General features: G+C 59.9%; 14 protein-coding genes. All 14 read left to right on the top strand.

Annotated elements, in window-relative coordinates; all coding sequences use genetic code 11:
- Positions 1–18: 18 nt before the first annotated feature.
- Positions 19–810, top strand: a complete 792-nt coding sequence (locus tag ASF66_RS18185) for a ParA family protein (protein ID WP_049860453.1) — start codon at positions 19–21, stop codon at positions 808–810.
- A gap of 8 nt (positions 811–818) precedes the next feature.
- Positions 819–1691: a ParB/RepB/Spo0J family partition protein gene (locus ASF66_RS18180; protein WP_056844842.1), complete on the top strand. Its 873-nt coding sequence runs from the start codon at positions 819–821 to the stop codon at positions 1689–1691.
- A gap of 148 nt (positions 1692–1839) precedes the next feature.
- A complete protein-coding gene (locus tag ASF66_RS18175) occupies positions 1840–2247 on the top strand; it encodes a F0F1 ATP synthase subunit I (protein ID WP_056844841.1) in 408 nt (135 codons plus the stop codon).
- Positions 2248–2263: 16 nt separating this feature from the next.
- Positions 2264–3133: a F0F1 ATP synthase subunit A gene (gene atpB / locus ASF66_RS18170; protein WP_049860451.1), complete on the top strand. Its 870-nt coding sequence runs from the start codon at positions 2264–2266 to the stop codon at positions 3131–3133.
- Between the two features lie 134 nt (positions 3134–3267).
- Complete coding sequence (gene atpE / locus ASF66_RS22200) at positions 3268–3525, top strand: F0F1 ATP synthase subunit C (RefSeq protein WP_002555987.1); 258 nt, start codon at positions 3268–3270, stop codon at positions 3523–3525.
- A gap of 57 nt (positions 3526–3582) precedes the next feature.
- Positions 3583–4053, top strand: a complete 471-nt coding sequence (locus ASF66_RS18160; RefSeq protein ID WP_043192045.1) for a F0F1 ATP synthase subunit B — start codon at positions 3583–3585, stop codon at positions 4051–4053.
- A gap of 12 nt (positions 4054–4065) precedes the next feature.
- A complete protein-coding gene (locus ASF66_RS18155; protein ID WP_043192047.1) occupies positions 4066–4602 on the top strand; it encodes a F0F1 ATP synthase subunit delta in 537 nt (178 codons plus the stop codon).
- A gap of 21 nt (positions 4603–4623) precedes the next feature.
- Complete coding sequence (gene atpA, locus ASF66_RS18150) at positions 4624–6168, top strand: F0F1 ATP synthase subunit alpha (RefSeq protein ID WP_049860450.1); 1545 nt, start codon at positions 4624–4626, stop codon at positions 6166–6168.
- Positions 6169–6218: 50 nt separating this feature from the next.
- Positions 6219–7079 carry a F0F1 ATP synthase subunit gamma gene (gene atpG / locus ASF66_RS18145; protein WP_043192052.1) on the top strand — a complete coding sequence of 287 codons (861 nt, stop codon included), beginning with the start codon at positions 6219–6221 and terminating at the stop codon, positions 7077–7079.
- A 27-nt stretch (positions 7080–7106) separates the two neighbouring features.
- Positions 7107–8483 (top strand): F0F1 ATP synthase subunit beta, encoded by a 1377-nt coding sequence (gene atpD, locus ASF66_RS18140; protein ID WP_049860449.1) that lies wholly within the window; start codon positions 7107–7109, stop codon positions 8481–8483.
- Between the two features lie 42 nt (positions 8484–8525).
- Positions 8526–8951, top strand: coding sequence for a F0F1 ATP synthase subunit epsilon (locus tag ASF66_RS18135; RefSeq protein ID WP_043192055.1), 426 nt, complete (start codon positions 8526–8528; stop codon positions 8949–8951).
- Between the two features lie 112 nt (positions 8952–9063).
- Positions 9064–10431, top strand: coding sequence for a bifunctional UDP-N-acetylglucosamine diphosphorylase/glucosamine-1-phosphate N-acetyltransferase GlmU (glmU, locus tag ASF66_RS18130; protein WP_056844839.1), 1368 nt, complete (start codon positions 9064–9066; stop codon positions 10429–10431).
- A gap of 211 nt (positions 10432–10642) precedes the next feature.
- Positions 10643–11410 (top strand): DeoR family transcriptional regulator, encoded by a 768-nt coding sequence (locus ASF66_RS18125; RefSeq protein WP_043192059.1) that lies wholly within the window; start codon positions 10643–10645, stop codon positions 11408–11410.
- An 11-nt stretch (positions 11411–11421) separates the two neighbouring features.
- Positions 11422–13257 (top strand): glutamine--fructose-6-phosphate transaminase (isomerizing), encoded by a 1836-nt coding sequence (glmS, locus tag ASF66_RS18120; protein WP_056844838.1) that lies wholly within the window; start codon positions 11422–11424, stop codon positions 13255–13257.
- The last annotated feature ends 785 nt before the right edge of the window (positions 13258–14042 follow it).

Genomic DNA, 14042 nt, shown 5'->3' with positions numbered 1-14042 from the left:
TTGGGAACACGAGCACTAATGGCTAAGGTATTCGCGATAGCGAACCAGAAAGGTGGTGTGGGCAAGACCACCACCTGCATCAACCTCGCAGCATCGCTGGTCGCGACCAAGCGCCGCGTGCTGCTGATCGATCTCGATCCGCAGGGCAACGCCACCATGGGCAGCGGTGTGGACAAGCATGCGCTGGAAAATTCGATCTACGACGTGTTGATCGGCGAGTGCGACCTGGCTCAGGCCATGCATTTTTCCGAACACGGCGGATACCAGTTGCTGCCTGCCAACCGCGACCTGACCGCGGCCGAGGTGGTCCTGCTGGAAATGCAGATGAAGGAAAGCCGTCTGCGCAGCGCGCTGGCGCCGGTGCGTAACAACTACGATTACATCCTCATCGACTGCCCGCCGTCGCTGTCGATGCTGACCCTCAATGCGCTGGTGGCCTCCGATGGCGTGATCATCCCGATGCAGTGCGAATATTTCGCCCTGGAAGGATTGAGCGACCTTGTGGATAACATCAAGCGCATTGCCGAGTTGCTCAATCCGGACCTGAAGGTCGAGGGTCTGTTGCGCACCATGTACGACCCGCGCCTGAGCCTGATGAACGATGTCTCGGCACAGCTCAAGGAGCATTTCGGCGATCAGCTGTACGATACGGTGATCCCGCGCAACATTCGTCTGGCCGAAGCGCCCAGCTACGGGATGCCGGCGCTGTCGTACGATAAATCATCACGCGGCGCGCTGGCCTATCTGGCACTGGCCGGCGAGATGGTTCGTCGGCAACGTCGCCAATCTCGCACCGCTGCAGTCATTTAAGGATTCCAATGGCCGTCAAGAAACGTGGTCTCGGACGTGGACTGGATGCGCTGCTCAGCGGTCCGACCGTCAGCTCGCTCGAGGAGCAGGCTGTCAAGGTCGACCAGAACGAGTTGCAGCACCTGCCGCTGGACGTCATTCAGCGGGGCAAGTATCAGCCGCGCCGGGACATGGACCCGCAGGCGCTCGAAGAGCTGGCGCACTCGATCAAGACCCAGGGCGTGATGCAACCGATCGTGGTAAGGCCGGTGGCCAACGCACGCTTCGAGATCATCGCCGGCGAACGTCGCTGGCGTGCCGCGCAACAGGCTGGCCTGGAAACCATCCCGGCCATGGTCCGCGATGTGCCTGACGAAGCGGCGATCGCCATGGCGCTGATCGAGAACATCCAGCGCGAAGACCTCAACCCGGTGGAAGAGGCCATTGCCCTGCAGCGTCTGCAGCACGAGTTCCAGCTGACGCAGCAGCAGGTCGCCGATGCGGTGGGCAAGTCGCGGGTCACCGTGGCCAACCTGTTGCGCCTGATCGCGCTGCCTGAAGTGATCAAGACCATGCTGTCCCATGGCGATCTGGAAATGGGCCATGCGCGCGCATTGCTCGGTCTGCCGGATGAGCAGCAGGTCGAAGGCGCGCGACACGTTGTCGCACGAGGCCTCACCGTTCGGCAGACCGAGGCCCTGGTTCGCCAGTGGTTGAGCGGTAAACCCGAGCCGGTGGAACCAGCCAAGGCCGACCCTGACATCACCCGGCTGGAGCAAAGACTGGCTGAACGCCTAGGCTCTGCGGTGCAGATCCGCCATGGGCAGAAAGGAAAAGGCCAGTTGGTCATCCGCTACAACTCTCTGGATGAGTTGCAAGGTGTGCTTGCACACATCCGCTGAAACAATTCCTTGTGTAGCGCGCAGTCGGAAATCACTACCCGGCAGTTGAATAGGGGAGGAACCGCCCCTATACTCTGCGCGCATTTTGTCGGCACAATTTATGCCAAGTTACGGCTTATGGCACGTCGACCATTGAGGAGTCGTCACGATGGAAACCCGCACGCCAAACCGCCTGCCGTTCCATCAGTGGGTCGTTTTCCCGATGTTGTTGGCGCAAGGTGTCGTCGTGTTGCTGGCAGCTCTGGTGCTGTGGCAATGGCTCGGGGGGGTCAGCGGTTATTCAGGACTCTGCGGAGGCCTGATCGCCTGGTTGCCCAATCTGTATTTCGCCTGGAAGGCTTTCCGGTTCACCGGAGCCCGGGCCGCACAAGCCATCGTCCGGTCGTTCTACGCCGGCGAGGCAGGCAAGCTGATTTTGACGGCAGTGCTGTTCGCACTGACGTTCGCAGGAGTGAAACCACTGGCGCCGCTGGCTGTATTCGGCGTCTTCGGGCTGACCCAGCTGGTCAGCTGGTTCGCACCCCTGCTCATGAAAACAAGACTTTCGAGACCTTAGGGCGTTTGAGGCAACCATGGCAGAAACAACCGCTTCGGGCTATATCCAGCACCACTTGCAGAACTTGACCTTCGGTCAGCTACCAGAAGGCGGCTGGGGCTTTGCCCACACCGCTGCAGAAGCCAAGGAAATGGGTTTTTGGGCGTTCCACGTCGATACACTCGGCTGGTCGGTTGCCCTGGGCCTGATCTTCATCCTGATCTTCCGCATGGCAGCCAAGAAGGCGACGTCCGGCCAGCCGGGCGCTCTGCAGAACTTCGTCGAGGTTCTGGTCGAGTTCGTCGACGGCAGCGTGCGTGACAGCTTCCACGGCCGCAGCGCGGTGATCGCACCGTTGGCGCTGACCATCTTCGTCTGGGTGTTCCTGATGAACGCCATCGACCTGATTCCGGTCGACTGGATCCCGATGGCCGCGGCCTGGATCTCCGGCGATTCGCACATCCCGTTCCGCGCCGTGTCGACCACCGACCCGAACGCGACACTGGGCATGGCCCTGTCGGTATTCGCGCTGATCATCTTCTACAGCATCAAGGTCAAGGGCATCGGCGGCTTCATCGGCGAACTGACCCTGCACCCGTTCGGCAGCAAGAACATCTTCGTTCAGATCCTGCTGATTCCGGTGAACTTCCTGCTCGAATTCGTCACCCTGATCGCCAAGCCGATCTCGCTGGCCCTGCGACTGTTCGGCAACATGTATGCCGGCGAGCTGGTGTTCATCCTGATCGCCGTGATGTTCGGCAGCGGCCTGTTGTGGCTCAGCGGCCTGGGTGTCGTGCTGCAGTGGGCGTGGGCTGTGTTCCACATCCTGATCATCACGCTGCAGGCATTCATCTTCATGATGCTGACCATCGTCTACCTTTCGATGGCTCACGAAGAAAATCATTAAGGCCCGCCTGGCGAGTCTGATGCCCCTCGCGTCCTGGCGCGAGGGAGGTCCACACGGGCCGAAACACCGGTTTGTAACACCGCTTTAAAACCTAAAAACCAAGCAAAAGACGACGTAAAAAGTCGGGAGGAAAGATGGAAACTGTAGTTGGTCTAACCGCTATCGCTGTTGCTCTGCTGATCGGCCTGGGCGCACTGGGTACTGCTATCGGCTTCGGCCTGCTGGGCGGCAAGTTCCTGGAAGGCGCTGCTCGCCAGCCAGAAATGGTCCCAATGCTGCAAGTTAAAATGTTCATCGTCGCCGGTCTGCTCGACGCCGTGACCATGATCGGTGTTGGTATCGCTCTGTTCTTCACCTTCGCGAACCCCTTCGTTGGTCAACTCGCTGGCTGATCTCTCGAACCTTCGAGTGGATTGGTGTGATGGACAAAGAACGAGCGAGGTGTTGGCGTGAACATTAATGCAACCCTGATTGGCCAGACCGTTGCGTTCTTCATTTTTGTGCTGTTCTGCATGAAGTTCGTGTGGCCTCCGGTCATCGCGGCTTTGCACGAACGTCAGAAGAAGATCGCTGATGGTTTGGACGCTGCCAGCCGAGCAGCTCGCGACCTGGAGTTGGCCCAAGAGAAAGTGGGTCAGCAACTGCGCGAAGCGAAAGCTCAGGCAGCCGAAATCATTGAGCAGGCAAAGAAACGCGGCAACCAGATCGTCGAAGAGGCCGTTGAAAAGGCCCGTATCGACGCTGACCGCGTGAAAGTGCAGGCTCAAGCCGAGATCGAGCAGGAACTGAACGGCGTCAAAGACGCGCTGCGTGCCCAACTGGGCGTGCTGGCCGTAGGCGGTGCCGAGAAGATCCTGGGCGCCACAATCGATCAAAACGCGCACGCGGAGCTGGTTAACAAACTGGCTGCTGAAATCTAAGCGAGGGCGATCATGGCAGAACTGACCACGTTGGCCCGACCTTACGCTAAGGCGGCCTTCGAGCACGCTCAGGCCCACCAGCAGCTGGCCAATTGGTCAGCCATGCTCGGCCTGGCTGCAGCGGTGGCGCAAGACGCCACCATGCAGAGCCTGCTCAAGGCCCCGCGACTGACGAGCGCAGACAAGGCCGCCACGTTCATTGACGTGTGCGGCGACAAGTTCGATGCCAAGGCACAGAATTTCATCCACGTCGTTGCCGAAAACGACCGTCTCCTGCTTCTGCCGGAGATCGCCGAACTGTTCGACCTGTACAAGGCCGAGCAGGAAAAATCGGTCGATGTGGAAGTCACCAGTGCCTTCGCATTGAACCAAGAACAGCAAGACAAACTCGCCAAGGTTCTCAGTGCACGACTCGACCGGGAAGTGCGCCTGCAAGTTGCGGAGGATGCCAGCCTGATAGGTGGCGTCGTCATCCGCGCCGGCGACCTGGTTATCGATGGCTCGATTCGCGGCAAACTCGCGAAACTGGCCGAAGCATTGAAATCTTGAGTTTGAAGGGGCAGCAGAGCAATGCAGCAACTCAATCCTTCCGAAATAAGTGAAATCATCAAGGGTCGCATCGACAAGCTCGATGTGACCTCCCAAGCCCGTAACGAAGGCACCGTCGTCAGCGTTTCCGACGGTATCGTACGGATCCACGGTCTGGCCGACGTCATGTACGGCGAAATGATCGAGTTTCCTGGCGGCGTCTTCGGCATGGCACTCAACCTGGAGCAGGACTCCGTAGGTGCCGTGGTACTGGGCGCCTACACCAGCCTGGCCGAAGGCATGAGCGCCAAGTGCACCGGCCGCATCCTGGAAGTTCCGGTTGGCAAGGAACTGCTGGGTCGCGTCGTCGACGCACTGGGCAACCCTGTCGATGGCAAGGGTCCGCTGGGCAACACCGAGACCGACGCGGTCGAAAAGGTTGCACCGGGCGTTATCTGGCGTAAGTCGGTAGACCAGCCTGTACAGACTGGCTACAAGGCTGTCGACGCCATGATCCCTGTCGGCCGTGGCCAGCGCGAGCTGATCATCGGCGACCGTCAGATCGGCAAGACCGCTCTGGCGATCGACGCGATCATCAACCAGAAGAACTCCGGTATCTTCTGCGTCTATGTTGCCATCGGTCAGAAGCAATCGACCATCGCCAACGTGGTTCGCAAGCTCGAAGAAAACGGCGCCCTGGCCAACACCATCGTGGTGGCTGCCAGTGCTTCGGAATCTCCTGCGCTGCAATTCCTGGCACCTTATGCCGGTTGCACCATGGGCGAGTTCTTCCGTGACCGTGGCGAAGACGCACTGATCGTCTACGACGACCTGTCCAAGCAAGCAGTGGCCTACCGCCAGATTTCCCTGCTGCTGCGTCGTCCACCAGGTCGTGAAGCCTACCCAGGCGACGTGTTCTATCTCCACTCCCGCTTGCTGGAGCGTGCATCGCGCGTTTCCGAAGAATACGTCGAGAAGTTCACCAACGGTGCAGTGACTGGCAAGACCGGTTCCCTGACCGCGTTGCCGATCATCGAAACCCAGGCTGGCGACGTTTCCGCGTTCGTTCCGACCAACGTGATCTCGATCACCGACGGTCAGATCTTCTTGGAATCGGCCATGTTCAACTCGGGCATCCGCCCTGCAGTGAACGCCGGTGTTTCGGTATCGCGCGTAGGTGGTGCCGCTCAGACCAAGATCATCAAGAAGCTGTCCGGTGGTATCCGTACCGCCCTGGCTCAGTACCGTGAACTGGCGGCATTCGCCCAGTTCGCTTCTGACCTGGACGAAGCCACCCGCAAGCAGCTCGAGCACGGCCAGCGCGTGACCGAGCTGATGAAGCAGAAGCAGTACTCGCCGATGTCGATCGCCGACATGGCGCTGTCGCTGTATGCAGCCGAGCGTGGTTTCCTGACCGACGTCGAGATCGCCAAGGTTGGTAGCTTCGAGCAGGCCCTGATTGCTTACTTCAACCGCGATCACGCCGACCTGTTGGCGAAGATCAACGTGAAGGGTGACTTCAATGACGAAATCGACGCTGGCCTCAAGGCCGGTATCGAGAAGTTCAAGGCCACCCAAACCTGGTAAGCCGCAGCAGGGGCCGCAAGGCCCCTGCTTGCTAACCTGATAGGTGTTACATGGCAGGCGCAAAAGAGATTCGCAGTAAGATTGCGAGCATCAAAAGCACGCAAAAAATTACCAGCGCCATGGAAAAAGTGGCGGTCAGCAAAATGCGCAAGGCACAAATGCGCATGGCAGCCAGCCGTCCCTACGCGGAGCGTATCCGCCAGGTGATTGGACATCTGGCCAACGCCAACCCGGAATACCGCCACCCGTTCATGATCGAACGCGCCGTCAAGCGCGTCGGCTATATCGTGGTGAGCAGCGACCGTGGTCTGTGCGGCGGCTTGAACACCAACCTGTTCAAGGCCCTGGTCAAGGACATGGCGGCCAATCGCGAACGCGGCGTCGAGATCGACCTGTGCGTGATCGGCAGCAAGGGTGCAGCGTTCTTTCGCAACTTCGGCGGCAACGTCGTGGCAGCGATCAGCCATCTGGGCGAAGAGCCGTCGATCAATGATCTGATCGGCAGCGTCAAGGTGATGCTGGACGCGTACCTGGAAGGCCGTATCGATCGCCTGTCCGTGGTGTCCAACAAGTTCATCAATACCATGACGCAACAACCAACGGTGGAGCAGTTGATCCCGTTGGAGGCAACCCCGGATCAAGAACTCAAGCACCACTGGGATTACCTGTACGAACCCGACGCCAAAGAGCTGCTTGAAGGCCTGATGGTGCGTTACGTGGAGTCGCAGGTGTACCAGGCGGTGGTCGAGAACAACGCTGCTGAACAAGCGGCGCGGATGATCGCAATGAAGAATGCAACCGACAACGCCGGCGACCTGATCAGCGATTTGCAGCTGATCTACAACAAGGCGCGTCAGGCTGCGATCACCCAAGAGATCTCGGAAATCGTCGGCGGCGCTGCCGCGGTTTAACGGTTCAAATATTCAGAGGATCCAGCTATGAGTAGCGGACGTATCGTTCAAATCATCGGCGCCGTTATCGACGTGGAATTTCCACGCGACAGCGTACCGAGCATCTACAACGCGCTGAAGGTACAAGGCGCTGAAACCACTCTCGAAGTCCAGCAGCAGCTGGGCGACGGCGTGGTTCGTACCATCGCCATGGGTTCCACCGAAGGCCTGAAACGCGGCCTGAACGTGCTCGACAGCGGCGCAGCCATTTCCGTCCCTGTCGGCAAGGCCACCCTGGGCCGCATCATGGACGTTCTGGGCAACCCGATCGACGAAGCGGGCCCGATCGATACCGAAGAGCGCTGGGGCATTCACCGTCCAGCACCTTCCTTCGCGGAACAGGCAGGCGGCAACGACCTGCTGGAAACCGGCATCAAGGTTATCGACCTGGTCTGCCCGTTCGCCAAGGGCGGTAAAGTCGGTCTGTTCGGTGGTGCCGGTGTCGGCAAGACCGTGAACATGATGGAGCTGATCCGTAACATCGCCATCGAGCACAGCGGTTATTCCGTGTTCGCCGGTGTGGGTGAGCGTACCCGTGAGGGTAACGACTTCTACCACGAGATGAAGGACTCCAACGTTCTGGACAAGGTAGCCCTTGTCTACGGCCAGATGAACGAGCCGCCGGGTAACCGTCTGCGCGTCGCCCTGACCGGTCTGACCATGGCCGAGAAATTCCGTGACGAAGGTAACGACGTTCTGCTGTTCGTCGACAACATCTATCGTTACACCCTGGCCGGTACCGAAGTATCCGCACTGCTGGGCCGTATGCCTTCGGCAGTAGGTTACCAGCCGACCCTGGCCGAAGAGATGGGCGTTCTGCAGGAACGCATCACTTCGACCAAGGAAGGTTCGATCACCTCGATCCAGGCGGTATACGTACCTGCGGACGACTTGACCGACCCGTCGCCGGCGACCACCTTCGCCCACTTGGACGCCACCGTCGTACTGTCCCGTGACATCGCTTCCCTGGGTATCTACCCAGCGGTCGATCCACTGGACTCGACTTCGCGCCAGCTGGACCCGAACGTGATCGGCCAGGAGCACTACGACACCGCTCGCGGCGTTCAGTACGTGCTGCAGCGCTACAAAGAGCTGAAGGACATCATTGCGATCCTGGGTATGGACGAGCTGTCGGAAACCGACAAGCAGTTGGTATCCCGCGCTCGTAAGATCCAGCGCTTCCTGTCGCAGCCGTTCTTCGTGGCTGAAGTCTTCACCGGTGCCTCGGGTAAATACGTTTCCCTGAAAGACACCATCGCAGGCTTCAAAGGCATCCTCAACGGCGACTACGACCACCTGCCGGAACAAGCGTTCTACATGGTCGGCGGCATCGAAGAAGCGATCGAGAAAGCCAAGAAACTGTAATCCTGGCGCCCGGCAACGGGCGCTAATCAGGTTGAGGCAAGTATGGCTATGACAGTCCATTGCGATATCGTCAGCGCGGAAGGAGAAATCTTTTCCGGTCTGGTCGAGATGGTGATTGCGCACGGTAACCTGGGTGATATCGGTATCGCTCCAGGCCACGCCCCGCTGATCACCGATCTCAAGCCGGGCCCGATCCGCCTGATCAAGCAGGGTGGCGAAGCCGAGGTGTTCTACATCTCTGGTGGTTTCCTCGAGGTTCAGCCGAACATGGTCAAGGTTCTTGCCGACACCGTGCAGCGCGCTGCCGACCTGGATGAAGCTTCCGCTCAGGAAGCCGTCAAGGCTGCCGAGAAGGCCCTGAACGAAAAAGGCGCAGACTTCGATTACGGATCTGCCGCCGCACGTCTGGCCGAGGCTGCAGCCCAGCTGCGCACCGTCCAGCAGATCCGCAAGAAATTCGGCGGCTGATGCGTCGATTCACTTGCGATTGAGTAAAAGGGTAGCCTCGGCTACCCTTTTTCTTTTTCAGCATTTCCTCCCCGGTCAGCCTGCTGGCCATTCTCCGGATTGGTAGCCGTCCATGTCTCTCGATATCGTCATTCTCGCCGCTGGCCAGGGCACGCGCATGCGCTCGGCCCTGCCCAAGGTATTGCACCCTGTCGCCGGCAATTCCATGCTCGGCCATGTTATCCACAGCGCGCGCCAACTCCAACCGCAGGGCATTCATGTAGTGATCGGCCATGGCGCCGACGCGGTACGCGAACGCCTCGCTGCCGATGATCTGAATTTCGTGTTGCAGGACAAGCAGCTGGGTACGGGCCATGCGGTCGCACAGGCGGTTCCGGGCCTGAGCGCCGATAATGTGTTGATTCTCTACGGTGACGTACCGCTGATCGAGGTGGCCACTTTGCAGCGGCTGCTGCAGAAGGTCAGTGCCGATCAGTTGGGTCTGCTCACCGTCAACCTGGCCGATCCCACGGGCTACGGGCGCATCGTACGTGATGCCGATGGCCAGGTGCAGGCCATCGTCGAGCACAAGGACGCCGGCGACGAACAGAAAGCCATCAAGGAAGGCAACACCGGTATTCTTGCGGTCCCTGGAAAGCGCCTGGCCGACTGGCTGGCGCGCCTGTCCAACGACAACGCCCAAGGCGAGTATTACCTGACCGACGTGATCGCCATGGCGGTCAGCGACGGCTTGGTGGTTGCCACGGAAACCGCCCAGGATCCGATGGAAGTGCAGGGCGCCAACGACCGGCGTCAGCTCTCGGAACTGGAGCGCCATTACCAACTGCGTGAAGGTCGTCGCCTGATGGCCCAAGGCGTGACCTTGCGCGACCCGGCACGCTTCGATGTGCGCGGAGACGTCACCGTGGGCCGCGATGTCCTGATCGACGTCAACGTGGTGCTCGAAGGCCGCGTGGTGATCGAGGACGACGTGGTCATCGGTCCCAACTGCTACATCAAGGACAGCACCCTGGGCCGCGGCGTGGTGGTCAAGGCCAACAGTCATCTGGACGGGGCGGTGTTGCACGAAGGCAGTGATGCCGGCCCATTCGCGCGGCTGCGACCGGGTACGGTGCTGGAAGCTCGCGCCCATGTGGGTAACTTTGTCGAGCTGAAGAACGCGCGCATGGGCGAGGGCGCCAAGGCCGGTCACTTGACCTACCTGGGTGATGCGGACATCGGTGCCGGCAGCAACATCGGCGCGGGGACCATCACCTGCAACTACGACGGGGCGAACAAATGGAAAACCACTATTGGTGAGGACGTGTTCATTGGTTCGAACAATTCGCTGGTAGCGCCTGTGGATATCTTGGCGGGGTCGACCACTGCTGCGGGTTCGACCATTACCCAAGAGGTGCCGGAAGGGCAGTTGGCAGTGGCGCGGACCCGGCAGCGCAATGTTGAAGGGTGGAAACGGCCGGTGAAGATCAAAAAGCCCTAGTTATCCACAGCACGATGATTTTATCACTGGCCTCTTCGCGGGCAGATCCTGCTCCCACAGTGTCCTGTGTCCCAATTCGTGAGAGCGAGGCGGGCGGTGAGCCCTCCGCCCCACGAAGAGATTACAGAAAAGCCTTGCTTCACCATTGACGGATCTTTCATTTTAGGTTTCTATTGCCTTCGTTATCTTTCGAAACGAAACTTAGGTCGTCATGTCGAAGCGCAATACGCCTCAACGCCGTCACAGCATCCTCGCCTTGCTCAACGAGCAGGGCGAAGTGAGTGTGGATAACTTGGCCAAGCACTTCGCCACGTCCGAAGTGACCATTCGCAAGGACCTTGCCGCCCTTGAAAGTCATGGACTGCTCCTGCGTCGCTACGGCGGTGCGGTGACCATGCCTCAAGAGCTGATTGGCGAACCGGGCCCGCGCGTCTCGGCCATCAAGCAATCCATCGCCCGTGCAGCCGTTCTACGTATCAAGGAACACGCGCGGATCATCATCGACAGTGGCAGCACCACGGCGGCGATGATTCCGGAGTTGGGCAAGCAGCCGGGTCTGGTCGTCATGACCAACTCGCTGCACGTGGCCAACGCTCTGGGTGCGCTGGAGCACGAGCCCGTACTGCTGATGACCGGTGGCACCTGGGATCCGCACTCCGAATCGTTCCAGGGCCAAGTGGCCGAACAGGTCCTGCGCTCTTATGACTTCGATCAGCTCTTCATCGGTGCCGACGGCATCGATCTGGAGCGCGGCACGACGACCTTCAACGAGTTGCTGGGCCTGAGCAGGGTAATGGCCGAAGTCGCTCGCGAAGTGATCGTCATGGTCGAGTCCGACAAGGTCGGACGCAAGATTCCCAATCTGGAGCTGCCCTGGGGCCGCATCAGTACCCTCATCACCGATGATCGTCTGCCGCTCGAAGCGCGCGATCAGATTCAGGCGCGCGGGATCGATCTCGTGCTCGCCGCTACCAGCTAGGAGAAGCGAACATGTGTGGAATCGTCGGCGCCATTGCGGAGCGCAACATCACTGCCATTCTGGTCGAGGGCCTCAAGCGCTTGGAATATCGCGGCTACGACAGCGCCGGTGTCGCGGTGATGGACGAGGCTGGCAGCGTGCAGCGCCGACGTCGTGTGGGCAAGGTCGCCGAACTGCAAACGGCGCTGGCGGAGGAGCCTCTGCTCGGTAAGCTGGGGATCGCCCACACCCGCTGGGCTACCCACGGTGCGCCCACCGAACAGAACGCTCACCCGCACTTTTCCACAGACGAAGTGGCCGTGGTGCACAACGGCATCATCGAAAACCACGAAGTGTTGCGCACCCAGCTCAAGGAGCTGGGCTACGTGTTCACCTCGCAGACCGATACCGAAGTCATCGCCCACTTGCTGCACCACACCCTCAAGGCCCTGCCGGACCTGGCCGATGCGCTCAAGGCGACGGTCAAGCAACTGCACGGCGCCTACGGCCTGGCTGCCATCAGCGTGCACCAGCCCGATCGTCTGGTCGCCGCCCGCAGCGGCAGTCCGCTGGTGATCGGCCTGGGCATGGGCGAGAACTTCCTGGCCTCCGACCAGTTGGCCCTGCGCCAGGTGACCGACCGCTTCATGTACCTGGAGGAAGGTGACATTGCCGAGATCCGTCGTGAAAGCGTGCAGATCTGGGACGCCGCGGGCGCACTTGTGGAACGCGAAAGCGTGCAGTACCACGAAGGCGCAGAGGCCGCCGACAAGGGCGAATATCGCCACTTCATGATGAAGGAGATCCACGAGCAACCTACCGTGGTACAGCGCACCCTGGAAGGCCGTCTTGGGCAGAACCAGGTGCTGGTGCAGGCCTTCGGCCCACAGGCGGCCGAACTGTTCGCCAAGGTGCGCAACGTGCAGATCGTCGCATGCGGCACCAGCTATCACGCGGGTATGGTTGCGCGCTACTGGCTCGAAGGCCTGGCCGGCATCCCTTGCCAGGTCGAAGTGGCCAGCGAGTTCCGCTATCGCAAGGTCGTGGTGCAGCCCGACACCTTGTTCGTCTCCATCTCCCAGTCCGGCGAAACGGCTGACACCCTGGCCGCATTGCGCAACGGCAAGCAACTCGGGTTTCTCGGCAGTCTGGCCATCTGCAACGTCGGCATCAGCTCCCTGGTGCGCGAGTCCGACCTGACCCTGCTGACTCAGGCAGGCCCGGAGATCGGTGTGGCTTCGACCAAGGCGTTCACCACGCAGCTGGTCGCGCTGATGTTGCTGACGCTTTCCCTTGGCCAGGTACACGGATCATTGGAGGAGGGTGTCGAGGCGCAGCTGGTGGCCGAGCTCCGCCGCCTGCCCACCCGCCTGGGCGAAGCCCTGGCCATGGACACCACCATCGAGCGCATCGCCGAGCTGTTCGCCGAGAAGCACCACACGCTGTTCCTGGGCCGCGGCGCGCAGTTCCCGGTGGCAATGGAAGGTGCGCTGAAGCTCAAGGAGATCTCCTACATCCACGCCGAAGCCTATCCTGCCGGCGAATTGAAGCACGGGCCGCTGGCGCTGGTGGACAAGGACATGCCGGTGGTCACCGTGGCACCGAACAACGAGCTACTGGAAAAACTCAAATCCAACCTGCAGGAAGTGCGCGCGCGCGGCGGCGAGCTGGTGGTATTCGCCGATGAGCAGGCGCAGCTGAGCAACGGCCCCGGCACTCATGTGGTGGCCATGCCGCATATCATCGATGCGTTGGCGCCGATCCTCTACACCATTCCGTTGCAGCTGCTTTCGTACTACGTGGCGGTGCTGAAGGGAACGGATGTGGATCAGCCGCGTAATTTGGCGAAGTCGGTGACGGTGGAGTGAGGGGGGTAGGGTTGCGAGCTGATGTTTCCAAATCATAAAGGTTGTCACACAATAATAAAGTTGTCGCAAGTCGTTAAAGTGTTTCACAAGGCTCTATCCCGGCGCTTTTGCCGGGGTAGTGGCGGGTTCAGGAATAACGGCTCATTATCTACCTCGCCACTGTCACTTCTGTCCTGGGTAAACCGGCTCATGAGTTCCCCACGCCACATGCCCAGTGCCGTTCTGATCGAGTGGGTCGCCTCACAATGAGCGACTCGTGAAATGACATCTGCGCCCATTGCACCAAGAAAACTTGCTGCCTCCAGACTGATGACTCAGCGGAAGAACGGCTGCCTAGGAGGCCGACAGCCGAAGGATGTTCTGGCAGAAGACCCAGAAGCTGTGTTGGCGGCTGCAAAGTTAGAAGTTTGCGGTTTTATGCACGGCTAAGGCTGGCTTCTGGATATGCGAGCATTTGACTCATTAACCCCGGCGGAGGAGGTGTATTCCTTTACGCTAAGAGCGGTGCTCTCCATAGCCCTATCAGTTAAAACGCTCTCGTTCTCTTAGACCTCATCAATAGGCTAACTTGGCCTGATGGTGGTTCACCTGCGACCGAGGATTTATGGGCTCTGGGGCGGGGCCTAGTCCAAGAACCGTCAAAGGTAAGAAGCTATTGGCTCAAATAAAAGTTGTAGCCACCCAAAACGGTTACAGCGATAAGCTTTTGAACACCTTCACCATCCCAGAGGGGTTTACGGTCGCTCCAGATCTGAAGCTCATTTTGGAGAGAGCTTTAGCCAAAC

It is taken from the genome of Pseudomonas sp. Leaf129 (assembly GCF_001423465.1).
Classification (GTDB): domain Bacteria; phylum Pseudomonadota; class Gammaproteobacteria; order Pseudomonadales; family Pseudomonadaceae; genus Aquipseudomonas; species Aquipseudomonas coleopterorum.
This window is presented reverse-complemented; position numbering and strand designations above follow the sequence as displayed.